Origin of the sequence: Microbacterium algihabitans, assembly GCF_032464975.1 — a bacterium.
Classification (GTDB): domain Bacteria; phylum Actinomycetota; class Actinomycetes; order Actinomycetales; family Microbacteriaceae; genus Microbacterium; species Microbacterium algihabitans.
In genome coordinates, this window is the sequence record NZ_JAWDIU010000001.1 from 37,935 (window position 1) to 59,941 (window position 22,007).

General features: G+C 72.0%; 23 protein-coding genes. 8 read left to right on the forward strand and 15 right to left on the reverse strand.

Annotated elements, in window-relative coordinates:
* Positions 1-34 precede the first annotated feature (34 nt).
* The 3 genes from RWH43_RS00195 to dapA form a co-directional block, all read right to left on the reverse strand.
* Positions 35-526, reverse strand: coding sequence for a GNAT family N-acetyltransferase (locus RWH43_RS00195; RefSeq protein WP_144828312.1), 492 nt, complete (start codon positions 524-526; stop codon positions 35-37).
* Between the two features lie 95 nt (positions 527-621).
* Positions 622-2,298: a ribonuclease J gene (locus RWH43_RS00200; RefSeq protein WP_316000352.1), complete on the reverse strand. Its 1,677-nt coding sequence runs from the start codon at positions 2,296-2,298 to the stop codon at positions 622-624.
* A 76-nt stretch (positions 2,299-2,374) separates the two neighbouring features.
* Positions 2,375-3,352 carry a 4-hydroxy-tetrahydrodipicolinate synthase gene (dapA, locus tag RWH43_RS00205; protein ID WP_058232286.1) on the reverse strand — a complete coding sequence of 326 codons (978 nt, stop codon included), beginning with the start codon at positions 3,350-3,352 and terminating at the stop codon, positions 2,375-2,377.
* 95 nt (positions 3,353-3,447) lie between these two features.
* Between dapA and RWH43_RS00210 the strand changes: the two genes are divergently transcribed.
* Complete coding sequence (locus tag RWH43_RS00210; RefSeq protein ID WP_144828318.1) at positions 3,448-3,984, forward strand: NUDIX domain-containing protein; 537 nt, start codon at positions 3,448-3,450, stop codon at positions 3,982-3,984.
* Between the two features lie 34 nt (positions 3,985-4,018).
* Here the strand turns inward: RWH43_RS00210 and RWH43_RS00215 are convergent, their stop codons facing one another.
* Genes RWH43_RS00215 through RWH43_RS00225 form a run of 3 tightly spaced genes read right to left on the reverse strand, consistent with a single transcriptional unit; the run spans position 4,019 to position 6,082 of the window.
* Positions 4,019-4,774, reverse strand: a complete 756-nt coding sequence (locus RWH43_RS00215) for an SDR family NAD(P)-dependent oxidoreductase (protein ID WP_144828321.1) — start codon at positions 4,772-4,774, stop codon at positions 4,019-4,021.
* Position 4,775: 1 nt separating this feature from the next.
* Positions 4,776-5,276, reverse strand: a complete 501-nt coding sequence (locus RWH43_RS00220) for a dihydrofolate reductase (RefSeq protein WP_154095919.1) — start codon at positions 5,274-5,276, stop codon at positions 4,776-4,778.
* A complete protein-coding gene (locus RWH43_RS00225) occupies positions 5,273-6,082 on the reverse strand; it encodes a thymidylate synthase (protein WP_144828327.1) in 810 nt (269 codons plus the stop codon). Before RWH43_RS00225 ends, RWH43_RS00220 begins: the two co-directional genes overlap by 4 nt.
* Before the next feature lie 188 nt (positions 6,083-6,270).
* On the opposite strand from RWH43_RS00225, the gene RWH43_RS00230 reads away from it, so the two are divergent.
* The 4 genes from RWH43_RS00230 to RWH43_RS00245 all read left to right on the forward strand — a co-directional run bounded on the left by RWH43_RS00230 (position 6,271) and on the right by RWH43_RS00245 (position 8,722).
* Positions 6,271-6,708, forward strand: a complete 438-nt coding sequence (locus RWH43_RS00230; protein ID WP_154095921.1) for a TlpA family protein disulfide reductase — start codon at positions 6,271-6,273, stop codon at positions 6,706-6,708.
* Positions 6,701-7,273: a DUF4395 domain-containing protein gene (locus tag RWH43_RS00235; RefSeq protein WP_316000353.1), complete on the forward strand. Its 573-nt coding sequence runs from the start codon at positions 6,701-6,703 to the stop codon at positions 7,271-7,273. The genes RWH43_RS00230 and RWH43_RS00235 overlap by 8 nt, the downstream gene beginning before the upstream one ends.
* Before the next feature lie 110 nt (positions 7,274-7,383).
* Positions 7,384-7,809 carry an OsmC family peroxiredoxin gene (locus RWH43_RS00240; RefSeq protein WP_144828335.1) on the forward strand — a complete coding sequence of 142 codons (426 nt, stop codon included), beginning with the start codon at positions 7,384-7,386 and terminating at the stop codon, positions 7,807-7,809.
* The gene (locus RWH43_RS00245) at positions 7,802-8,722 is read left to right on the forward strand and encodes a TIGR01777 family oxidoreductase (RefSeq protein ID WP_316000354.1); all 921 of its coding nucleotides are present in this window, start codon (positions 7,802-7,804) and stop codon (positions 8,720-8,722) included. The genes RWH43_RS00240 and RWH43_RS00245 overlap by 8 nt, the downstream gene beginning before the upstream one ends.
* A 196-nt stretch (positions 8,723-8,918) precedes the next feature.
* Here the strand turns inward: RWH43_RS00245 and RWH43_RS00250 are convergent, their stop codons facing one another.
* The 5 genes from RWH43_RS00250 to RWH43_RS00270 all read right to left on the reverse strand — a co-directional run bounded on the left by RWH43_RS00250 (position 8,919) and on the right by RWH43_RS00270 (position 14,483).
* Positions 8,919-9,371 carry a hypothetical protein gene (locus RWH43_RS00250; RefSeq protein ID WP_316000355.1) on the reverse strand — a complete coding sequence of 151 codons (453 nt, stop codon included), beginning with the start codon at positions 9,369-9,371 and terminating at the stop codon, positions 8,919-8,921.
* Positions 9,368-10,180: a 4-hydroxy-tetrahydrodipicolinate reductase gene (gene dapB, locus RWH43_RS00255; RefSeq protein ID WP_316000356.1), complete on the reverse strand. Its 813-nt coding sequence runs from the start codon at positions 10,178-10,180 to the stop codon at positions 9,368-9,370. Before dapB ends, RWH43_RS00250 begins: the two co-directional genes overlap by 4 nt.
* Positions 10,181-10,238: 58 nt before the next feature.
* Positions 10,239-10,841, reverse strand: a complete 603-nt coding sequence (locus RWH43_RS00260) for a histidine phosphatase family protein (protein ID WP_144828344.1) — start codon at positions 10,839-10,841, stop codon at positions 10,239-10,241.
* Between the two features lie 77 nt (positions 10,842-10,918).
* Positions 10,919-11,944: an aldo/keto reductase gene (locus RWH43_RS00265; protein WP_144828347.1), complete on the reverse strand. Its 1,026-nt coding sequence runs from the start codon at positions 11,942-11,944 to the stop codon at positions 10,919-10,921.
* 241 nt (positions 11,945-12,185) lie between these two features.
* Entirely contained in the window at positions 12,186-14,483 is a 2,298-nt protein-coding gene (locus tag RWH43_RS00270) for a polyribonucleotide nucleotidyltransferase (RefSeq protein WP_230704397.1), read from the reverse strand.
* Between the two features lie 306 nt (positions 14,484-14,789).
* Here RWH43_RS00270 and RWH43_RS00275 point away from each other — a divergent pair, with 306 nt between their 5' ends.
* The gene (locus RWH43_RS00275; RefSeq protein ID WP_316000357.1) at positions 14,790-16,187 is read left to right on the forward strand and encodes an aggregation-promoting factor C-terminal-like domain-containing protein; all 1,398 of its coding nucleotides are present in this window, start codon (positions 14,790-14,792) and stop codon (positions 16,185-16,187) included.
* Positions 16,188-16,228: 41 nt separating this feature from the next.
* Here RWH43_RS00275 and RWH43_RS00280 read toward each other — a convergent pair whose 3' ends face one another.
* Positions 16,229-18,196, reverse strand: coding sequence for a GDSL-type esterase/lipase family protein (locus tag RWH43_RS00280; RefSeq protein WP_316000358.1), 1,968 nt, complete (start codon positions 18,194-18,196; stop codon positions 16,229-16,231).
* A 133-nt stretch (positions 18,197-18,329) separates the two neighbouring features.
* On the opposite strand from RWH43_RS00280, the gene RWH43_RS00285 reads away from it, so the two are divergent.
* Positions 18,330-18,941 (forward strand): DedA family protein, encoded by a 612-nt coding sequence (locus RWH43_RS00285; RefSeq protein WP_316000359.1) that lies wholly within the window; start codon positions 18,330-18,332, stop codon positions 18,939-18,941.
* A gap of 35 nt (positions 18,942-18,976) precedes the next feature.
* Here RWH43_RS00285 and RWH43_RS00290 read toward each other — a convergent pair whose 3' ends face one another.
* A complete protein-coding gene (locus RWH43_RS00290; protein WP_316000360.1) occupies positions 18,977-19,738 on the reverse strand; it encodes a fructosamine kinase family protein in 762 nt (253 codons plus the stop codon).
* Positions 19,739-19,784: 46 nt separating this feature from the next.
* On the opposite strand from RWH43_RS00290, the gene RWH43_RS00295 reads away from it, so the two are divergent.
* Positions 19,785-20,567 carry a DNA/RNA non-specific endonuclease gene (locus tag RWH43_RS00295; protein ID WP_316000361.1) on the forward strand — a complete coding sequence of 261 codons (783 nt, stop codon included), beginning with the start codon at positions 19,785-19,787 and terminating at the stop codon, positions 20,565-20,567.
* A 132-nt stretch (positions 20,568-20,699) separates the two neighbouring features.
* Here RWH43_RS00295 and RWH43_RS00300 read toward each other — a convergent pair whose 3' ends face one another.
* On the reverse strand, positions 20,700-21,194 hold the full coding sequence (locus RWH43_RS00300; protein ID WP_316000362.1) for a hypothetical protein: 495 nt from the start codon (positions 21,192-21,194) through the stop codon (positions 20,700-20,702).
* 29 nt (positions 21,195-21,223) lie between these two features.
* Positions 21,224-21,826, reverse strand: a complete 603-nt coding sequence (locus tag RWH43_RS00305) for a class I SAM-dependent methyltransferase (protein ID WP_316000363.1) — start codon at positions 21,824-21,826, stop codon at positions 21,224-21,226.
* Between the last annotated feature and the right edge of the window lie 181 nt (positions 21,827-22,007).

A 22,007-nucleotide genomic window follows, 5' to 3' on the forward strand; every position in this document is an offset into this window, starting at 1 on the left:
GGACCTCCGACATTCGCTCGTACCGACGCGGGGTTCAGCGCAGGCGCTTGGCCATGACGTCGCGACCGATCCCCCGGCGCACCACGGCGAATCCCTCCGATCTGTACAGCGAGACGGCGTAGTTGTCGCGCTCGACGCTGAGGCTGATGCGGGCGAAGCCCTGGCTGCGGGCATGGTCGTCGAGACGTTGGAGCAGCGCTCTGCCCGCCCCGTGCGCGCGCCAGAGCGGACGCACGCCGATGATGAGCTCCGGAACCCCCGTGCCGATCCACCCGAAGCCGGGCTCGTCGCGCGGGAACATGCGGTACCAGGCGGCCCCGACCGGCTCGCCGCTCGGCGACTCCGCGACGAAGCCCGCGTCACCCGGACGCATCCACCCCGCGACGTAGCGCCGGTGGTCGGAGCTGCTCAGCACCTCGTGCCGGGGCCGGACGGCGCCCGCGCGCCAGGTGGCGGCCTCGACCGTCATGTCGGCGAGGAAGGCGCCGTCGGAGGCGATCGCCGCGCGGATCGGGAGACCGGGCATGCCCGCATGATAGCGAGCGTCGACGCCGAGCGGGGGCCGGGAACGACGAAGCGCCGCGGGCGGACCCGCGGCGCTTCGTGAGGCGATGTCGGCGCTCAGGCCTCGATGACCATCGGAACGATCATGGGCCGGCGACGCAGCGACTGGTTGACCCAGCGGCCGATCACGCGGCGCACGACCTGCGAGAGCGCGTGGTTGTCGCGGACGCCCGACGTGGCGGCCTCGGCGAGGGCCGCGGCGATCTTCGGCTTGACGCTGTCGAAGACCTTGTCGTCCTCGGCGACGCCGCGCGCGTGGATGTCGGGGCCGGACACGATCTTGCCGGTCGCCGAATCGACGACGACGATGACCGAGATGAAGCCCTCTTCGCCGAGGATGCGGCGGTCTTTGAGATCGGCATCCGTGATCTCGCCCACCGACGAACCGTCGACGTACACGAAGCCGATGTCGACCTGCCCGACGACCTTGGCGACGCCGTCGCGCAGGTCGACGACGGTGCCGTTCTCGCCGAGGATCGTGTTCTCCTCCGGAATACCGGTCTCGCGCGCCAGCTTCGCGTTCGCCATGAGGTGGCGGTACTCGCCGTGCACCGGCAGCACGTTCTTGGGCTTGAGGATGTTGTAGCAGTACAGCAGCTCGCCGGCGGCGGCGTGCCCCGAGACGTGCACCTTGGCGTTGCCCTTGTGCACCACCGTGGCGCCCAGCTTGGTCAGCCCGTCGATCACGCGGTAGATCGCGTTCTCGTTTCCGGGGATCTGGCTGGATGCCAAGATGATCGTGTCGCCCTCGCCCGGTTCGATCGCGTGGTCGAGGTTGGCCATGCGGCTGAGCACGGCCATCGGCTCGCCCTGCGAACCGGTCGACATGTAGACGATCTTGTCGTCGGGCAAGTCGCGCGCCTTCTTGTAGTCGATGAGCACGCCGTCGGGCACGTTGAGGTAGCCGAGGTCGGCGGCGATGCCCATGTTGCGCACCATGCTGCGGCCGAGGAGCGCGACGCGGCGGCCGTTCGCGTGAGCGGCGTCGAGCACCTGCTGCACGCGGTGCACGTGGCTCGAGAAGCTCGCCACCACCACGCGGCGCGGTGCCTTGGCGATCACCTGGTCGAGCACCGGGCCGATGCCCCGTTCGGTGGGGGTGAAGCCGGGCACGTCGGCGTTGGTGGAGTCGACCAGGAACAGGTCGACGCCCTCTTCGCCGAGGCGCGCGAAGGCGCGGAGGTCGGTGATGCGACCGTCGAGCGGCAACTGGTCCATCTTGAAGTCGCCGGTGGCGAGCACGAGGCCCGCGGGCGTGCGGATCGCGACGGCGAGGGCGTCGGGGATGGAGTGGTTGACGGCGATGAACTCGAGGTCGAAGGGCCCGACCTTCTCGTGCTGTCCCTCCTTCACCGTCAGCGTGTAGGGACGGATGCGGTGCTCCTTGAGCTTCGCCTCGATGAGGGCGAGCGTGAGGCCCGAGCCGATGAGGGGGATGTCGCCCTTGAGCTTGAGCAGGTAGGGCACGGCGCCGATGTGGTCTTCGTGGCCGTGGGTGAGCACGACGCCGACGATGTCGTCGAGGCGGTGCTTGATCGGCTCGAAGTCGGGCAGGATCAGGTCGACGCCGGGCTGGTGCTCCTCGGGGAACAGCACGCCGCAGTCGACGACGAGGAGCTTGCCCTCGTACTCGAACACGGTCATGTTGCGACCGACTTCGCCGAGGCCGCCGAGTGGGATGACGCGGAGGGTGCCGGCGGCGAGCGCGGGCGGGTCGAACGGGGTAGCGGGCATATGAGCCTCCTCGGATGCCGCCTCGCGGCATCCCTTCGTGTGGCGTCCCAGGCCGCGGTTCGGCGGACGCCGATGCTTATCTCGTGGTGCCGTGCACCTTCGGCAGGGCACCGCCGGCGGCCGCGTTGCGGTCGGGGCGGAAGTTGGAGAAGTCGGCGCCGGCCACGTTCTTCACGAGGGCCAGCTCGTCTTCGATGACAGCGGCTTCCCATTCCTCCGGCCCGACGAGGGGCAGGCGGACGCGGGGGCTGCCGATGCGGCCGAGGCCGTGCAGGATGTACTTCGCAGCGACGGTGCCGGGCACGTGGGTCATGACGGCGCGCACGAGCGGCTCGAGACCCTTGTGCGCGGCGGTGGCCGAGGCGAGGTCGCCGGCGTTCACGGCGTCGACGATGGTGCGGTAGGGCGCGGCGGCGATGTTGGCGGTCACCCCGATGAGGCCGGAGGCCCCGATCGACAGGTGCGGCAGCACGTTGGCGTCGTCGCCGGAGAAGTACATGAGGTCGGTCTGGTTGAGCACGCGGCTGACCTCGCTGAAGTCGCCCTTGGCGTCTTTGATCGCGAGGATGTTGGGGTGCTTGGCCAGGCGCAGGATCGTCTCGTACTTGATGGGCACACCGGTGCGGCCGGGGATGTCGTAGAGGATGACCGGCAGGTCGGTCGCGTCGGCGACCAGGCGGAAGTGCGTCAGGATGCCGGCCTGCGTGGGCTTGTTGTAGTACGGCGTGACGATCATGATGCCGTCGGCGCCGGCCTTCTCGCTGGCCTTGTAGAGCTCGATGGCGTGCGCGGTCTCGTTGGAGCCACCGCCGGTGATGATCTTCGCGCGACCGGCCGACACGCTCTTGCCGACCTCGACGAGACGCAGCTTCTCGGGGTCGGTGAGGGTGGAGGTCTCGCCCGTCGTGCCCGTGACGACGATGCCGTCGGCCCCGGCGGTGATGACGTCGTCGATGTGCTTCTCGGTGGCGGGCCAATCGACTTCGCCGTCGGCGGTCATCGGGGTGATGAGCGCGACGAGCACTTGACCGAAGGGATTGCCGGAGTGCGTCATGCTCCCAGGGTATCGGTTCGCGAAGGTCCGCCCTCGGCGTCGTCCACAGCGTCGGTGAACAATCCGTGACGCGGGCCGCGTCCTAGGGTGGCGTCATGGCCTGGACCACCCGCGCGTCGCGCACCGTCTACGAGAACCGCTGGATCCACGTGCGCGAAGACGAGGTGACCGGCCCGCACGGCGACGGCATCTACGGCGTGGTGCGGATGCAGCATCCGGCGGTCTTCGTCGTGGCCCTCGACGAGGAGGATCGCGTCTGCCTCGTCGAGCTCGAGCGGTACACGACGGGGCGCTCGCTCGAGGTCCCCGCGGGCGGTTCCGACGGTGAGGACCCGCTGGTGGCCGCGAAGCGCGAGCTGCTCGAAGAAACCGGGGTCACGGCATCCGAATGGATTTCCCTCGGCCGGATGAACGCCCTCAACGGCATCGCCGACGCCCCCGAGCACGTCTTCCTCGCGAGAGGACTGAAGACGATGGATGCCACGCAGTCGCAGTCCGAGGAGGGCATCGACGCGGTCCGCTGGGTGCCGTTCGCCGAGGCGCTCGCCCTCGTGGCCGACGGCACGATCGCCGACGGCGAGACGATCGGCGCGCTCGCCCTGGCCGGAATCCGGCTCGGCCGCTTCCGCTGAGCCGCTCCGGGCCGGGCTCGACGCGACGGCCGCGTCAGCGCCCGCGCGACGCCGCGGCGACCACCACCGCGTCGGGCAGCAGTCGCGATGCGGCGACGAGCACCTTGTAACGCCACGACGGGACCGAGACCGACCGACCGTGGGCCGCGTCGCGCAGCCCCTCGCGCACGACGGTGGCGGCGTCGAGCCACATGCCGTTCGGCACGCCCTCCTGCCCCGGCGGCAGCCCGAGGCGGGCGTGGAAGTCGGTGTGGACGAACCCGGGGCACACCGCGGTGACGGTGACACCGCGCGGCGCGTAGACGACGTTCGCCCACCTGCTGAACGAGATGAGCCAGCTCTTGACCGCACCGTAGGTGCCGCGCGGCACGAACCCGGCCACTGACGCGACGTTGACGACGCGCCCGCTCCCCCGCTCGAGCATCGCGGGCAGGGCGGCGTGCATGAGCCTCATCGCCGCCTCGACGTGCAGACGCAGGTGCTGCACCTCGTCGTCGACGGGGTTCTTCTCGAAGGCCAGGTCGAGGCCGAAGCCCGCGTTGTTGACGAGCACGTCGATCCCTCCGGCCGCCAGGCGCTGCTCGACGGTCGCGAGCGCGTCGGCGTCGAGCAGGTCGGCGGCGAGCACCTCGACGTCGACGCCGTGCGCCGCCCGGATCCCCGCGGCGACCTCGTCGAGCGCGACGCGATCGCGCGCCACGAGCACGAGCCCCGCTCCCCGCGCGGCGAGTTGTCGGGCGAACTCGGCGCCGAGGCCCGAGCTCGCTCCCGTGATGAGCGCGGTGGCCATGTCACTCCCCCGGTCGGCGGTACGTCTCGAAGCGATACCGGATGCCGCTGCGCGAGGTGTGCCAGCCCTCTTCGGGGTCGGCCGCGACTCGGCTCCACCCCTCGGTCGAGGGGGCGCGCGTGTCGCCGTCGACGGCGAGGTCGAGGCGGGTGACCTCGAGCAGGTCGGCGCGACCGATCGCGGCGGCGTAGAGCATACCTCCGCCGATCACCCAGACCTCATCGCCCGTGGTGAGGGCGAGGGCCTCGTCGAGCGACCCGGCGCGGACGGCGCCCTCTTCCGCCCACTCCGCGGAGCGCGTCACCACGATGTTGCGCCGACCGGGCAGGGGGCGGAATCGCGGCGGGAGCGACTCCCAGGTGCGACGCCCCATGACGACCTCGGCCGATCCGGTGACCTCGCGGAAGTGGGCCATATCTTCGGGCACGTGCCACGGCATCGCGCCGTCTGCACCGATCACGCCGTCGTGGGCTTCCGCCCAGACGAGGCCGACGGTGGTCATACCGCGACGGCTCCGCGGATCGCCGGGTGGTGCTGGTAGTCCTCGACGACGATGTCGTCGTAGGTGTAGTCGAAGATCGACGCGGGCGTGCGGGCGAAGCGCAGCGTCGGGTACGGGTAGGGGTCGCGCGTGAGCTGCTCGGCGACCTGCTCGCGGTGGTTGTCGTAGACGTGGCAGTCGCCGCCGGTCCAGACGAACTCGCCGGGCTCGAGCCCGGTCTGCTGCGCCACCATGAGGGTCAGCAGGGCGTACGAGGCGATGTTGAACGGCACGCCGAGGAACATGTCGGCGCTGCGCTGGTAGAGCTGGCACGACAGCTTGCCGTCGGCGACGTAGAACTGGAACAGCGCGTGGCAGGGTGCCAGCGCCATGTCGGGGATGTCGGCCGGGTTCCACGCCGACACGATGAGCCGACGCGAGTCGGGATCGCGACGGATCTGCTCGACGACCTGCGAGATCTGGTCGATCGTGCCGCCGTCGGAGGTGGGCCACGAGCGCCACTGCACGCCGTATACGGGGCCGAGTTCGCCGTCGGCATCCGCCCACTCGTCCCAGATGGTGACGCCGTTGTCCTTCAGCCACGACACGTTCGACTCACCGCGCAGGAACCACAGCAGTTCGTAGACGATCGACTTCAGGTGCACGCGCTTGGTGGTGATGAGGGGGAACCCCTCGGCGAGATCGAAGCGGATCTGTCGACCGAACACGCTCGTCGTGCCGGTTCCGGTGCGATCGGACTTGTGCACGCCGGTGGCGAGCACGTCGCGGAGCAGGTCTTCGTAGGGCGTCGGGATCTCGGCGGTCACGGCCCTCACGATACCCGGGCGGAGCGTGAAGACGGGGCCCACGGCTCGATCCGTGGAGAGTGCGCCGCGGGTCGCCGCTGGGGAGGACGGGCGCGGCTGCGGCCCTCGGCCGAGAGGGCGCCGAGCATCGCCGTCATGGAGGGACTCATCGGCCCCTCCCCCGCCGACGCGCATTAGCGTTGTCGCTCGTGGAACCGATCGTCGCCCTCCTCCTGCTCGTCGCGCTCGTCGCCGTGACGACGGTCGTCGGTCTGGTCGTGCGCCGTCGTCAGGGCCGCGCCCGCGCCGTCGACTCCGTCGAGATCGTCGACCCGCAGCGACTGGGCGTCGACGCGCTCGGGGGCGAGGCCACCCTGCTGCAGTTCAGCACCGAGATGTGCTCGCGCTGCCCCGGGGTGCACCGGATGCTGTCCGACGTCGCCGGCACCCGCGACGGCGTCCGCCACCTCGACGTCGACCTCACCCATCGGCCCGACATCGCCCAGCACTTCCGCGTGCTGCAGACGCCCACGACCCTCGTGCTCGACCGCCGCGGAATCGTGCGCACGCGCTTCGGCGGCGTTCCCGCCCGCGACGTCGTCGAACGCGAACTCGACACCCTGCAGAAGGAGTCCACCCGTGCCTGACGTGTCGCGCGTCGACGCCCGCGGCCCCCGCTTCGCGGCATCCATCACCGCCGTCCTCCTGCTCGTGGCCACCGCCCTCGCCCTCGTCGGCGTCTCGACCCAGCGCGGCGCCATCGGGTGGTTCGCCTACCAGCCGCTCGCGCAGGAGCGATTCGCGCCCGAAAGCTGGATCGTGCAGCAGGTCTCTCCGCTCGACCGCGCCGCCGACCCCGGCTTCCTGCTCATGCTCGTGATCGCCGCGTTGTTCGTGTGGGGCGTCGCCTCTCCCCGCACCGCGCCGTGGGGCGTGCTGTACCGCCGCGTGGTGCAGCCCCGACTGGCCCCTCCCACCGAGTTCGAAGACCCGCGCCCGCCGCGCTTCGCCCAGGGCGTCGGCCTGTTCGTCACCGCGGTGGGACTGCTTTTGCACCTCGCCGGGGTCCCCTGGGCGCTGCCGATCGCCGCGGCGATGGCCTTCGCCGCAGCGTTCCTGAACGCGGTGTTCGGACTGTGCCTCGGATGCCAGTTGTACCTCGTGCTGCAGCGTGCGGGCCTCGTCGGTCGGCGCGGTCCGGCCGCCGCCTGACCGGCGAGCTTACGAAGGGGCTGTCAAGTCCCGCCGGGTGTCGGATGCCCTCGTTAGGCTGGCCGCGTCGCGGTCGCCCCTGACCGTCGCGGACACTATCGGAGGTTCCCATGGCCGTCACGAGCGAAGCCACCACCGCCTGGAAGGGCAGCCTGTTCGAGGGATCGGGTGAGGTCACCTTCACCTCGTCGGGCATCGGCACGTTCGACGTGAACTGGAAGGCCCGCAGCGAAGGGTCGAGCTCGGTCACGACGCCCGAAGAGCTCCTCGCCGGCGCGCACTCGTCGTGCTTCAGCATGGCTCTCTCCAACGCCCTCGCCGACAACGGCACCCCGCCCGAGTCGGTCGACGCCACCGCGTCGGTGACCTTCAAGCCCGGCACCGGCATCACCGGCAGCCACCTGAACGTCAACGCCGTCGTGCCCGGACTCGACGACGAGACCTTCCAGAAGATCGCCGCCGATGCCAAGGCCAACTGCCCCGTCTCGCAGGCGCTGACAGGCATCGAGATCACCCTCGAGGCCACGCTTGCCTGAGACTCCCGCCCGACGCGTCGTCCTCGCCGGCGCGTCGGGCCTCATCGGCTCGGCCCTCGCCGACTCGCTGCGCGCGGACGGCGTCGAGGTCACCTCTCTCGTGCGTCACACCCCCACCGGGTCGCATGAAGTGCAGTGGATGAAAGACGCGGCGCCTCTCGACCCGGAGGTCTTGGCGGGGGCGGATGCCGTGGTGTGCCTCAACGGCGCATCGATCGGGCGCTTCCCGTGGACGCCGTCGTACAAGAGCACGCTGCTGTGGTCGCGCATCACGCCGACCCGCACGCTCGCCGCCGCCGTCCGGGCGCTCGGCGCCGACGCCCCCGCGCTGATCAACGCCAGCGCGACGGGCTACTACGGATCCCAGCCCGGCGCGGTGCTCACCGAGACCTCGAAGCGCGGCTCGGGCCTGCTCGCCGACATCTGCGTCGACTGGGAGGCCGCCGCCCGCGAGGCCGGCGACCACGCGCGCGTGGCCATGCTGCGCACGTCCCCGGTCGTCCACGAGCAGGGAGTGCTCAAGCCCCTGCTGCTGCTCACCAAGCTCGGCGTCTCCGGTCCCATCGGTCGCGGCACGCAGGTGTGGCCGTGGATCTCGCTCGACGACGAGGTGCGCGCCATCCGCCACGTCATCGATTCCGACATCGTCGGTCCCGTGAACCTCACCGGACCGACGCGGGCGACGGCGAACGACCTGGGCTTCGCGCTCGCCCGACGCATGAACAGGCCCTACGCCCTGCGCGCCCCGGTCTTCGCGGTCAAGCTCGCGCTCGGAAAAGACGCCACCGAGGCCCTTCTCACCTCCGACGCCGACGTCAAGCCGTCGGTCCTCGAGGAGAGCGGCTTCACCTTCACCCACCGCACCGTCGAAGAGGCCGTGGCCTCGGCGGTTCCGGCGCACGACGCCGCGTGACGGCGGCGAGGGCGGCCCGAATCGGGTCGCCCTCGCTGCAGCGGGGCTGACCTCCGCGTCGGGGCCGACCTCGAGCTCCGTCTCGCCGATGGCTGCCCGGCGCGACGAGACCCGGAGATCTCCGCACTCCGCACGCGCGTGCTGCACGGCACGTCCACCGCGCTGAGCCCCGGCGCGGCCAGGGCGTCGTGTCGCGTCAGGCCGCGCGGCGCTCGGCGGTCTCGAGCCGCACCGCGGTGCGCACGGCCTCGCGCGCGCGCCGGCGGTCGCCCGCCGCGTCGTACGCCAGGGCCAGTCGATAACGGGCACGCCAGTCGCCGGGGTGCGCTTCCACGTCGGCCCGGTACCGCGGGAAGAGGGCGTCGCCGTCTGCACGCTCGATCCGACCGCTCGGACGCACGGGCAGGTCTTCGTCGGGAAGCCCTCCCTCGGCGTCGAGCCGTTCGCCCAGCTGCTGCGCCCGCACGCCGAACCAGAGCTCGCGGCCGATCGCCCAGAGCGCCAGCAAGGGCAGCACGAGCAGCGCCACGCCCATGACCACGCCGATGGTCTGCCCGCTGCCGAGCAGCACGACGGCGCGCTGTCCGGCGAGCACGATGTACATCAGCAGCAGCACCGTCATCACGGCGACGGCGACGCGGACCTTCATGCGCTCGTGACGCTCGCGACCTGACCCGACACGTCGCCGTCGGCGACGGGCGCCTCCGCCTTCGCGGGGCGGGTGCGCACGCCGATGTCGATGAAGCTGTCCAAGCCGACGACGACGCCGCGCGCCTCACGTGCCGCCGCCAGGGCGATGCGGATGCCGGGGGCGTACGCCGCCTTCGGGTCGATGGTGTCGTGGACGATCGTGAGCGACTCCCCCGCTCCCGAGAGCACGGTCTCCTGCCGGGCGACGACGCCCGGCCGCCGCAGCGAGTGGATGGGCACCGAGGCCACGCGCTGCCCGCGGGCGCGCTGGTCGACGTGAGGAGACTCCACCGGGCCGACCTCGGCGCGGGCGGCGGAGATGAGCTCCGCGGTGCGCACGGCGGTCCCGCTGGGCGAATCCACCTTGGTCTCGCGGTGCGCCTCGATGATCTCGATCGAGGGGAAGAACGGCGCCGCGGCGGCCGCGAGAGCGGTGCCGATCACCGAGCCGAGGGAGAAGTTGGGGATGAAGACGACCCCCGTACCGCTGGCCTCCACGAGCGGGCGCACGAGGGCGATGCGCTCGTTCGACCACCCCGAGGTGCCCACCAGCACGTTGATCTTGCGCTCGACGGCCGCGCGCACGATGTCGATCGACACGGCGGGCGTCGAGGCGTCCACGACGAGGTCGGCCCCGTCGAGCTCGCTCATCGCCGACTTCGAGGTGAGGACCGCGACGACCTCGTACTCTTCTTCGGCATCGACCACCTCGCGGATCACCCCGCCGAGCTTGCCGGTCCCGCCCACGATGGCCACGCGTGTCGTCATGCCTCCAGCCTAGGCGCGGTGGGGCACGCGGACTCCGCCCGATCGGCGGACGCGCCGCTCAGACCGGCAGTGGGTCGGGAAGCCCTGTGCGCAGCTCGACCGGCAGGTGGGCCAGGTCGTTGTGCGACAGCAGCGTCCAGGGGCGGCCCTTCTTCTGCGCGATGACGGTGAGGCCGCAGTAGGCCTGGTTGATCGTCATCCACCGCCAGTCGGGGGCCTGCAGCACCTCGCGGACGAACCACGAGATGACGAAGTTGTGCGTGATGACCAGCTCGTGCACCTCGCCGGCCTTGCGCGCGAGGAACTCCGCCGTGGCGTCGGCCATCTGCGCGCGTCCGGCCTCGATCTCGGCATCCGTCACCGAACCGAAGAAAGGCTCGTAGGCCGCGGGCGTCTCGGGCGTCATGCCCGTCGGGATGCAGTCGAACAGCAGGGCCGACGACTCCGGCGCCACCGACGGCAGGCGTTCGGCGACGGCCCGCGCGGTCTGCGCGGCGCGTTCGAGGGGCGAGTGCCAGACGGCGTCGAGGGGAAGACCCGACAGGCGGTCGGCCAGCAGAGCGGCCTGTCGCTGGCCCCGCGGAGAGAGGGGGCCGTCGGTGAGTCCGTGCTCTGCGTCTTGGTGCTCGCCATGGCGCACCAGGTAGATGTAGTGCGTCACGTCAGCTCACTTCGTCGTCGATCTGCCGTCCCCCGGCCGGTCCGTCCAGCCTACGTCACACCCCGACGAGGGGGCGGTCACTCGGCGGCGCGGGCGATATCCGACAGCTGAGCGCGGCTCAGGCGCACCCCGACGGCGCGCATGCACTCGACCACGTGCCGCGGTGCGAACGCGTTGACGATCGGAGCGGTGACGACTTTCTGCGCGAGCAGCCAGGCGACCGCCACGGCGGCATCCGGAATCCCGAGCTCGCTGCCCACCGCGTCGAGGGCGCGCAGCACGCGCGAGCCCCGACGGTTCAGGTGCGCGGCGACCTGCGTTCCGCGCACCGATTGCGTCGACTGACCGCGGGTGCGCGTCTCGCCGGCGAGGAACCCGTGCGCGAGGGGGTGGGACGGCGTCACCGCCATGTTCTGGGCCTGGGCGATCAGCCGCACGTCGCCGTCGAACTCCGCGCGCCGCAGCACGTTGTACGGCACGTCGAGCACGGTGATGCGGGGGTAGCCGGCCGACGAGAGGATGCGGGCCTCGACGAGCTGAGCGGCCGAGTAGCCGTGGGCGCCGATCGCCCGCACCTTGCCGGATTCGACGAGCCACTCGCTCGTGGCGAGGGTGTCTTCGAGCATCGCGGCGTCGCCGCGCACGGCGTCGAGCGACAGCACGTCGATGCGGTCGGTGCCCAGACGCGTCAGCGAAGCTTCGACCGCGCGCACCAGGTTGACCGAGTCGAGGCCGGGGTTGTCGGGGTGGCTGCCCACGCGCACGGTCAGCACGACCTCGTCGCGCGCCCGACGGCTGCGCAGCCATTCGCCGATGATGAACTCGCTGCGTCCCGCGGCGTAGCTGTCGGCGGTGTGCAGGGCGTTGCCGCCGAGCTCGGCGTAGGTGTCGAGGATCTCGTGGCTCGCGCGCGCGTCGACGTTCCAGCCGAACTCGCCGCCCCCGAGGAACATCGGGAAGACCTCGAAGCCGCTCTCGCCCAGGGGCACGCGGACGTGCGAGCCGAGGCCGGGGCCCTGCAGGGTGATGGGGGTCGACGGATGCGGGGCTCGATCGCGTCGCAGGCGCGGCGTGGCCGTCTCATCGACGCCTGAGCCGCTCATGGCGAGATCCCCTCTCCGCGGCGCCGGGTCGACGGTACGGATGACCCGTATCACCACGCCCCCCGACGTACTTCCGAGGGTAGGCGGTCCCCGTGACCGGCCCGTCGTTTCGCCCGGCTCGGCGGTAAATATTGCGTAACGCTTGACGAGCGTCGTCACGCCTCCCCCACGCGTCACTCGCGTCACACGACGGATGCCCGCCCCGCACGAGGCGGGACGGGCATCCGATCGACGAGAAGGATCAGCCTTCGGCGGGAGCCTCGGGGCCCTCGCTCGCGGCGGCCGAGCTCTGCGTGTCGGCAGGCTCGGTCGCGGCGGCGTCCTCGTCGAGCACGGGCTCGAGCGACAGCTTGCCGCGGTCATCGATCTTCGTGATGCGCACGAGGATCTTGCGACCGACCGAGAGCACGTCTTCGACGTTCTCGACGCGCTTGCCACCGGCGAGCTTGCGGACCTCGCTGACGTGCAGCAGGCCGTCCTTGCCGGGGAGCAGCGAGACGAACGCACCGAAGGTCGCGATCTTGACGACGGTTCCGAGGAACTGCTCGCCCACCTCGGGGTTGGTCGGGTTCGCGATCGCGTTCACCTGGGCGCGGGCCGCCTCGGCCGAGGGGCCGTCGGTCGCACCGATGTACACGGTGCCGTCGTCCTCGATCGAGATCTGGGCGCCGGTCTCGTCCTGGATGGAGTTGATCGTCTTGCCCTTGGGTCCGATGAGCTCACCGATCTTGTCGACCGGGATCTGCACGCTGATGACGCGGGGCGCGGTGGGCGCCATCTCGTCGGGAGCGTCGATCGCGGCGTTCAGGACGTTGAGGATCGTGAGGCGAGCCTCCTTCGCCTGGGTGAGGGCTGCGGCCAGCACCGACGACGGGATGCCGTCGAGCTTGGTGTCGAGCTGGATCGCGGTGATGAACTCGCTGGTGCCTGCGACCTTGAAATCCATGTCGCCGAGGGCGTCTTCGGCGCCGAGGATGTCGGTCAGGGCGGCGTAGCGCGTCTGGCCGTCGACCTCGTCGGTGACGAGGCCCATCGCGATGCCGGCGACGGGGGCGCGAAGGGGCACACCCGCGTTCAGCAGCGACAGGGTCGAGGCGCAGACCGAGCCCATCGACGTCGAGCCGTTGGAGCCGAGAGCCTCGGACACCTGGCGGATCGCGTAGGGGAACTCCTCGCGGCTGGGCAGCACCGGAACGAGGGCGCGCTCGGCCAGGAAGCCGTGACCGATCTCGCGACGCTTCGGCGAACCCACGCGACCGGTCTCACCGGTCGAGTACGGCGGGAAGTTGTAGTGGTGCAGGTAGCGCTTGCTGGTGATGGGCGACAGCGAGTCGATCTGCTGCTCCATCTTGAGCATGTTCAGCGTGGTGACGCCCAGGATCTGGGTCTCACCGCGCTGGAAGATCGCCGAGCCGTGGACGCGCGGGATGACCTGCACCTCGGCGTCGAGCGGGCGGATGTCGGCGACGCCACGGCCGTCCATGCGGACGCCCTCGGCGAGGATGCGACCGCGGACGATCGTCTTGGTGACCGACTTGTACGCGGCGTTGAACTCGAGCGTCGCGACGGCGGGCAGCTCGCCCGACTCGACGGCGGCGAGGAGCTGCTCCTTGACCGAGGTCTTGACCTCGTCATCGGCGTTCTGGCGCTCCTGCTTGTCGGCGATCTGGTACACGGGCACCAGACGGTCGTAGGCACGGCCGGCGACGAAGTCGTACGTCTGCTGGCTGTAGGCCGGGAAGACGGGGAACGACTGGATCTCCTTGGCCGCGGTGCGCGCGACCTCGTTCTGCGCGTCGACGAGCTGACGCAGGAAGGGCTTGGCGGCCTCGAGGCCCTCGGCGACGACCTGCTCGTTGGGCTTGGTCGCGCCGCCCTTGATCATGTTCCAGCTGCCCTCGGTGGCCTCGGCCTCCACCATCATGATGGCGACGTCGCCGTCGTCGAGCACGCGGCCCGCGACGATGAGGTCGAAGACGGCGTCTTCGAGCTGGGTGACGGTCGGGAAGGCGACCCACTGGTCAGCGGTCTCGCCCTGGCCGGGGATGAGCGCCAGGCGCACACCCGCGATGGGGCCCGAGAACGGCAGACCCGAGATCTGGGTCGACAGCGACGCGGCGTTGATGGCCAGCGCGTCGTAGAACTCGCCGGGGGCGATCGAGAGCACGGTGACGACGATCTGCACCTCGTTGCGCAGGCCGTCGACGAACGACGGGCGCAGCGGGCGGTCGATGAGGCGGCACACGAGGATGGCCTCGGTGGAGGGGCGACCCTCGCGGCGGAAGAACGAGCCGGGGATCTTGCCGGCGGCGTACGAACGCTCTTCGACGTCGACGGTCAGCGGGAAGAAGTCGAAGCCTTCACGCGGGTGCTTGCCGGCGCTGGTGGCCGACAGGAGCATGGTCTCCTCGTCGAGGTAGGCGGCGACAGCGCCCTGAGCCTGCTGAGCGAGGCGTCCGGTCTCGAACCGGACGGTGCGGGTGCCGAAACGGCCGTTGTCGAGAACGGCTTCAGCGGCGGTGATTTCTGGACCTTCCAAGAGGTCCCTCCTTCTTTGTTTAGGCTCGCCGCCCCGTGTGGGCGACGAGCTGACATGCGAAGGAGCAGGAACAGGCAGAAAGGGCACGCCGATGCGATCGGCGAGGGAATCCCGGCGACTGGCCACCAGTGCTCGACCACCCGGCGCTGACGACGGGGAGTCCACCACAGGCGACCAGCGTCTGCCGGCCTGCTCCGTGAGCTCGTATTTATTTGAGCGGATGCCAAGACGGCATTCGGTCCTCACCCTACCAGCGACCGCCCATGCGGGGTGGGCACGCACGGCGAAGTGCTCTACCGTGACCTCATGGGCCTCATTCGTCGCAGTAGTCACACGCTTCTCGCGTGCGTGCTCCTGGGCGCGGTGATCGCCCCGTCGCCGGCGAGCGCGACATCCCTCTCCGCCTCGACCCTCGCCCCCGTCGCGGCGGTCGACCAGGCCGCCGTAGACCGTGTTTTGGCCGAGCTCGACGCCGCGGAGACCTCGGCGGCCGAGGCCTCGCGCCGCGCCCTCGATGCGTCCGCCCTCGCGGAACGCACGCGCCTGCAGGCCGAGACGACCGCGCAGCGCGCCGAGGGTCTCACCGCCCAGAGCGAGGCGGCCGACGCCGCGCTCTCCGCCGCGAGCACGCGCGCCGGAGCGAGCGCCTCCCGCCTCATGCGCACCGTGGGCGGTGGCCCGCTGGTGGCGCAGCTGCTGACGAACGCAGATCCCGACTCGCTGCTGCAGCGCCTCGGCATCCTCGACCGCGTCACCACGCTGGCAGCGCGCACCGCCGGCGAGGCCCGCGGCGCCTCCGACGTCGCCGCCTCCTTGCGAGAGCAGGCCGAGCAGGCCCGCGACGAAGCGGCACGCCTGGCGGCCGACGCGCAGTCGACCGCGGCGACGGCGCAGAGCGATGCGGATGCCGAGGCGGCCACCGTCGCGTCGGCGCAGGCCCGGCTCAACGACCTCTACGCGCAGCTCGCCGCTCTGCGCAAGACGACCGCCGACGCCGAACGCGCCGCGCGCGAACGCGAGAAGGCGCAGCGCGACGCCGCCGCACCCGGCGGCGCGACGGGCGGGCCCGGCGCGGGCTCCGGCTCGAGCGGCGGCGGGGTGAACGCGGGCGGGTCGGGCTCCGGCGGGTCGGGATCGACCCCGGGCGGCGGAGCGGGCGGCAGCGGCTCGGGCGGCTCCTCCTCCGGCGGCGGGGGCTCCAGCGGCGGCAGTGGCTCGGGCGGCGGATCGAGCAGCGGCGGGTCCAGCTCCGGCGGCGGATCCAGCTCCGGCGGCGGCTCCGGCTCCGGTGGCGGCTCCGGCTCCGGCGGCGGGTCCAGCTCCGGTGGCGGCTCTAACCCCGGCGGCGGATCGAACGCGGGAGGCGGCGGGTCCACGGCCCCGGCGGGTCCGACCATGAGCCCGTCCCAGGCTCGCGACTACGCGCGCGGCGCGATCCGCAGCTACGGCTGGGGCGACGACCAGTTCTCGTGCCTCGTATCGCTGTGGAACCGCGAGTCGGGCTGGCGCGCCGACGCCCTCAACCCCTGGAGCGGCGCTTACGGCATCCCCCAGGCGCTGCCGGGCGAGAAGATGGCATCCGCTGGTCTGGACTGGCGCACCAACGCGGCGACCCAGATCTCGTGGGGGCTGACCTACATCAGCGGCCGCTACGGCTCACCGTGCGGGGCGTGGGCGCACTCGGAGCAGACCGGCTGGTACTGACGCATCCGCACGGCTAAGCGACCGAGCCGGCCCGCAGCGGATCACACCGCGTCGGCACGCTCGCGATCGCCGCGAGTGGGCAGCTCGACGTACTCGGTGTGCTTGGCCAGCACGCCGTCGCCGGCCGTGCGCCCCCGCACGCGCCGCCACACCCAGGGCAGTGCGTCGCGCGTGAGCCAGGTTCCGCCCGGCCGGTCGCCATCGTCGGCGTGCAGGGCCTCGTCGAGCCCCAGCAGTGCACGCGCGTCGGGCACTCCAAGCGCTTCGGCCGCGCGATAGGCGACGAGACGGTGACCGGCCGAGCTGAGGTGCACGAGGTCGTCGGCCCACATCGACGTCTCGCCGATCTCGCCCACCGCTTCGAGGTCGAGCAGGATCGCCCCCTGCTCCGAGGCGATGCGCCGCAGGTGCACGTTGTAGGCGGCGAAGCGACGGGCGAAGATGCGGGCCGCGGGCCGACGCGGCAAGAAGGTCGTAACCAGCAGCACGTCGGCTCCCGTGCGCCGCACCGCGCGCACGGCCGACTCGACCTCGGCGACCAGCGCGGACAGCACCGGGGCGGGGCCCACCAGATCGTTCGCCCCGATGAGGATCGACACGAGGTCGGGCTCGAGCGTGAGGGCCGCGGGAATCTGCTCGTCGATCAGGTGCCGCACGCGACGACTGCGCACGGCTAGGTTGGCGTAGCGGAACGGTCCGGCGTCGCTCGTGTGGGCCAAGAGTTCCGCGAGACGGTCGGCCCACCCCCGGTACTGCCCGCTCGGCATGCGCGAGGCGTCGCACAGGCCCTCGGTCAGGCTGTCGCCGAGGGCGACGAAGCGGGTCCACCGCCCTCGGATTCCGGATGCCGCGGGCGCGGCGGGCCGCGCGACCCCGCGTCGCAGCATCACGTCGTCGACGCGGCGCAGGGCCACGGCATCCGCGTAGTGCCCGACGAGATCGCGGGTGAGCGCCTCCCACGTCCGGCCCTGCACGGCGTCGCGCGCGGCGCGAGAGAACGCGCGGCGCTTGGACTCGTCACCGACGAGGTCGGCGACGCGGGCGCACATGTCGTCGAGGTCGCCGGGCTTGTACAACCACCCGTCGACGCTCGAGCGCACCAGGTCGAGGGGTCCGCCGACGCCCGTGGCGACCACCGGCACCCCGCTGGCCAGGGCCTCCTGGATCGTCTGGCCGAAGGTCTCGCTCTCGCCCGGGTGCACGAACACGTCGAAGCCGGCCATGACCCGCGCGAGCTCCGACCCCGACAGGTGGCCCGTGAACACGGCATCCGGAATCGCCTTCTCCAGGGCGGGGCGCGAGGGCCCGTCTCCCACGATGACCAGCCGGGTGTCGGCGACCTCGGCGAGCGCGCGCAGGTCGTCGACCTGCTTCTCGGGCGCCAGGCGACCGACGTAGCCCACGATGCGCTGACCAGCCGGGGCCACCTCCGCGCGCCAGGACCCGTCGCGGTGCTCGGGGGCGAAGCGCACGGCATCCACTCCCCGCCCCCACCGGCGGATGCGGTCGACGCCCAGTTGCTCGAGCTGCCGCGTCGACGACGACGACGGAGCCAAAGTGAGGGTCGCCCGGCGGTGCAGGCGGGCGACGTGACCGGCGACGAGGGCGGTCGCGTGGGGCAGGCCGTACTTCTGGGCGTAGGCGACGACGTCGGTCTGATACACCGCGACCGAGGGGATCTTGAGCGCGTCGGCGGCGGCGAGCCCCTGCCACCCCAGCACGAACGGCGAGGCAAGGTGCACGACGTCGGGGTCGAAGTCGCGCAGCAGCGCTCCCAGACGCGCCGCCCGGGCGAATACCACGCGCACCTCGGGGTACGAGGGCAGCGGCACCGAGCGCAGCAGTTCGGTGCGGGCTCCGTGCAGGTCGGCGGTCACGTCGCCGGATTTGGGGGCGATCACGAGCGTCTCGTGGCCCGCCTCCGCCAGATGGCGCAGGACATGGAGAACGGAACCGGTGACCCCGTTCATGTGCGGGAGGAAGGATTCGGCCAGCAGCGCGACTCTCACGACACCAGGGTGAGGCGTGCCGGGGCCCGCGGGGCGCCGTTCGGCCCCGACGTTCGCGATGTTCACCGGATGCTCCGCCGGGCGTCACCGGCGCGTGGGCGGGGCGTCTCGATCCACGGCGGAGAGTGACCGAATGGACGGTGTCGACGCGTGGCTGCAGGCGATCGCGGCGAGTCCGTGGGCGCTGCCCGCGATGGCGCTGCTGGTGTTCGCCGACGCGTTCCTCGTCGTAATCCCCGGCGAGGCCGCGGTCACGGCGTTCGGCGCCCTCGCCGTCGCCCACGGCACTCCCCCGCTCGCCGCGGTGATCGTCGTCGCCGGGGCCGCGGCCTTCGCCGGCGACCTCGGCTGCTATCTGGTGGGGCGCCTCGTGGGCGTCGAGCGCTGGGCGTGGATGCGCGGACCCCGCGTCTCCGCCGCCCTCGACTGGGCGCGAGCGCGCCTCGAGCGCAACGCCGCGGTCGTGCTCTTCACCGCGCGGTTCGTGCCCTTCGCGCGGCTCGCGGTGAACCTCGCGGCGGGTGCAGCACGGGTGAATCCGGCGCGGTACCTCGGCGTCGCAGCCCTCGCCGCCCTCGCGTGGGCGGCGTACCAAGCGGTGATCGGCGCGGTCGTCGCGGCGCTCGTACCGGGCGGCCCGGTGGTGGCGGTGGTGGCGTCGATCGTCGTGGCCGTGGGGATCGGCGTCGGCATCGACCTCGTGCTCGCGCGGCGGGCGAAGCGGCGGGCGGCCGCGCGCTCCTGACCGTTCGAAGATCCCGGATGCCGGCGCCCGGCGCCTCAGCCCAGGGCGAGCGTCTGCTCGGCGGCGTCGACGAGGGCGCGCCCGTACGACGGCCCGTGGCCGGCGGCGTGCACGGCGAGCGGATGCAGCTGGTGCACCGGCACGCGCTCGCTCCAGCCGTCGCGCAACGGGTGCGCGCGATCGTAGGCATCGAGGATCCGCTCGAGGAACGGGAAGCCGAACAGCGCGAGCATCGCAAGATCGGTCTCGCGGTGACCGCCGTGAGCCGCGGGGTCGATCAGCACAACACCCTCGTGGCCCCACAGCACGTTGCCCGCCCACAGATCCCCGTGCAGGCGCGCGGGCGGTTCGTCGTCGTCGAAGGCTCCCGCCGCGATCAACGCGCACGCGCGCCCGACGACCTCGGCTCCGGATGCCGACAGGTTGCCGGCCGCGACCGCGATCGGCACGAACGGCTCGACGCGCTGCGCCGCGTAGAAGACGCCCCACGACGGCTTCGGTCGCGCCGGTTGCGAGCGGCTGCCGATGAAGATGTCGCCCGTCCACCCGGGCGGGGGTGAGCCGAACGCCTCGGCCCCGGCATCGTGCGTCGCGGCGAGGGCGGCACCGAACGCGTCGGCGGCCTCGGCGGAGGGACGCGTCTCGGCGATGCGCTCCAGCACGATCCGCTGGTCGGCGACCTCGAACACCTCGGCGATGCGCGCGCCAGCCGCCTCGGCGAGCCAGCGGAGCCCGGCGGCCTCGGCGGCGAAGAACCCCGCGGGGGCGTCGCGGCGGGTCTTCACGTGCTGTTCCATTCATCCAGTCTGTCGCGATGTCGGAGGTCACCGGCACGATGGAGGCATGAGCGACGGTTACGACCCGGACTTCCTCGGCATCCCCCTGCCCCTCCCCTCTCCCGCGCAGCCCACCACGCGGCTCGACTACCCGCGCTTCAGCGTGCTGCTCGACGAGCAGCGGCGTTTCGCGGCGGTCACCGCCGTGGTGATCGACGGAGCGAGCCTTTTGGATCTGCCGCGCACGGGTGAGTGGCGTCTCGACTCGCGTGCTCCCGCCGAGGCGCAGGCCGGGCCCGAGGTCTATAGCCGCAACGACCTCGACCGCGGGCATCTCGTGCGCCGCCGCGATCCCGGCTGGGGCGCCACTGACGAGGCGCGCGAGGCCACCGAGGCGACGTTCTTCTACACGAACGCCGCTCCGCAGGCCGCCGGCTTCAACCAGTCGAAAGAGCTCTGGCTCGGACTCGAAGACCACGTGCTGGCCTACGCCGAGGCGACCGACCAGCGCATCGCCGTGTTCACCGCGCCGGTGCTCGCCGGCGACGACCCGCCCTACCGCGGCATCCGGGTACCGCTGCGGTTCTGGAAGATCGCCGCGTGGCGTCAGGGCGACACGCTCGCGTCGGCCGGGTTTGTGCTCGATCAGAGCGAGCTGGTCGGCACCCGGCAGGGCCTCGTCGTGCCGCCCCTCGGCGCGTTCCGCACCTTCCAGGTGCCGATCGCCGACATCGCGGCCGAAGCGGGCGTCGACGTCGGCCCGCTCGTCGACGCCGACACCTTCGTGCGTCGCGGGCTGCGCCCGGTCGCCGCACGCGAGCTGCGGAGCGCCGACGACATCGTGCTGTGAGGTGCACCCCAGTCACGCGCGGACCGGCCGCCCCGTCGCACCCCAGGTGGCTGAGCCCGTCGAAGCCCCCGGTCACGCGCGGACCGACCGCCCCGTCGCAACCCAGGTGACTGAGCCCGTCGAAGCCCCCGGTCACGCGCGGACCGGCCGCCCCGTCGCCGCGCGGGCGCACCCCAGGTGGCTGAGCCCGTCGAAGCCCCCGGTCACGCGCGGATCGACCGCCCCGTCGCACCCCAGGTGGCTGAGCCCGTCGAAGCCCCCGGTCACGCGCGGATCGACCGCCCCGTGGCAACCCAGGTGGCTGAGCCCGTCGAAGCCCCCGGTCACGCGCGGACCGACCGCCCCGTCGCACCCCAGGTGGCTGAGCCCGTCGAAGCCCCCGGTCACGCGCGGACCGACCGCCCCGTGGCAACCCAGGTGGCTGAGCCCGTCGAAGCCCCCGGTCACGCGCGGACCGACCGCCCCGTCGCACCCCAGGTGGCTGAGCCCGTCGAAGCCCCCGGTCACACGCGGACCGACCGCCCCGTCGCACCCCAGGTGACTGAGCCCGTCGAAGCCCCCGGTCACGCGCGGACCGACCGCCCCGTCGCACCCCAGGTGACTGAGCCCGTCGAAGCCCCCGGTCACGCGCGGATCGACCGACCCGTCGCCGCTGCTCAGCGCACCCGCACCGCGTGCAGCACCGTGTCGATCGCGGGGTGCGCGTGCCCGTCGCGCAGCTCGGAATCGGCGGTCCCTCGCGTCACCTGCTCGCAGCGCTCGATGCGGAAGCGGTCGTCGAGCGCGCCGCTCAACAGCTCGGGCGTGTAGAGGATCGCCGGGTCGGAGGGTCCGTGTCCGCCCGCGGCGATGTTGTCGACGTCGTGGCCGATCACCACGAGCGTCCCGCCGACGGCGACCCACTCCGCGATCCTCGCAATGGCCGCGGCGTTGTCGCGCAGATGCAGGTAGCACGACACCACCAGATCGACGGATGCCGCGGGCTCGAACTCGTGCACATCGGCACGCACCCACGAGACCGCGTCGCCGCCCGGGCGGGCAGCGGCGAGCGCGAGACCCGCACTCGAGAAGTCGATGCCCGTCGTCGTCCAGCCGCGCTGCGCCAGCCAGAGGGCGGTGCGTCCGTCGCCGGTTGCGACGTCGATCGCGGAACCCGGTGCGAGCGCGCCGGCGATCTCACGGACGACGGCGGGAGGCTGGGTTGCCCATACTCCCCCGGCGGAAGCGCGGTAGCGCTCGTCCCACTGCGTGGCATCCATTCGGTCTCCTCCGGCTCGCTCCCACCCTAGATCCGCGTGCGAGCGCCCCGGCGCCCGCGTCGCCGTCGAACCGAGGCGGCAGAACGGATGCCGTCGCCTCACCGCTCCGCATCCGCTGCCCCGACCGCGTCCCACGGACCGCGATGCGCGCACCCTCAGCGATCCGCACATCCTCAGCCCG

What these genes read in the sequence shown, in the direction of transcription:
- RWH43_RS00290 (WP_316000360.1), bottom strand. Translation starts at nt 19,738, where the DNA reads ATGGAACAGCACGTGAAGACCCGCCGCGACGCCCCCGCGGGGTTCTTC.
- RWH43_RS00250 (WP_316000355.1), bottom strand. Translation starts at nt 9,371, where the DNA reads ATGAAGGTCCGCGTCGCCGTCGCCGTGATGACGGTGCTGCTGCTGATG.
- RWH43_RS00295 (WP_316000361.1), top strand. Translation starts at nt 19,785, where the DNA reads ATGAGCGACGGTTACGACCCGGACTTCCTCGGCATCCCCCTGCCCCTC.
- dapA (WP_058232286.1), bottom strand. Translation starts at nt 3,352, where the DNA reads ATGACGCACTCCGGCAATCCCTTCGGTCAAGTGCTCGTCGCGCTCATC.
- RWH43_RS00275 (WP_316000357.1), top strand. Translation starts at nt 14,790, where the DNA reads ATGGGCCTCATTCGTCGCAGTAGTCACACGCTTCTCGCGTGCGTGCTC.
- RWH43_RS00305 (WP_316000363.1), bottom strand. Translation starts at nt 21,826, where the DNA reads ATGGATGCCACGCAGTGGGACGAGCGCTACCGCGCTTCCGCCGGGGGA.
- RWH43_RS00215 (WP_144828321.1), bottom strand. Translation starts at nt 4,774, where the DNA reads ATGGCCACCGCGCTCATCACGGGAGCGAGCTCGGGCCTCGGCGCCGAG.
- RWH43_RS00195 (WP_144828312.1), bottom strand. Translation starts at nt 526, where the DNA reads ATGCCCGGTCTCCCGATCCGCGCGGCGATCGCCTCCGACGGCGCCTTC.
- RWH43_RS00265 (WP_144828347.1), bottom strand. Translation starts at nt 11,944, where the DNA reads ATGAGCGGCTCAGGCGTCGATGAGACGGCCACGCCGCGCCTGCGACGC.
- dapB (WP_316000356.1), bottom strand. Translation starts at nt 10,180, where the DNA reads ATGACGACACGCGTGGCCATCGTGGGCGGGACCGGCAAGCTCGGCGGG.
- RWH43_RS00220 (WP_154095919.1), bottom strand. Translation starts at nt 5,276, where the DNA reads ATGACCACCGTCGGCCTCGTCTGGGCGGAAGCCCACGACGGCGTGATC.
- RWH43_RS00210 (WP_144828318.1), top strand. Translation starts at nt 3,448, where the DNA reads ATGGCCTGGACCACCCGCGCGTCGCGCACCGTCTACGAGAACCGCTGG.
- RWH43_RS00240 (WP_144828335.1), top strand. Translation starts at nt 7,384, where the DNA reads ATGGCCGTCACGAGCGAAGCCACCACCGCCTGGAAGGGCAGCCTGTTC.
- RWH43_RS00285 (WP_316000359.1), top strand. Translation starts at nt 18,330, where the DNA reads ATGGACGGTGTCGACGCGTGGCTGCAGGCGATCGCGGCGAGTCCGTGG.
- RWH43_RS00200 (WP_316000352.1), bottom strand. Translation starts at nt 2,298, where the DNA reads ATGCCCGCTACCCCGTTCGACCCGCCCGCGCTCGCCGCCGGCACCCTC.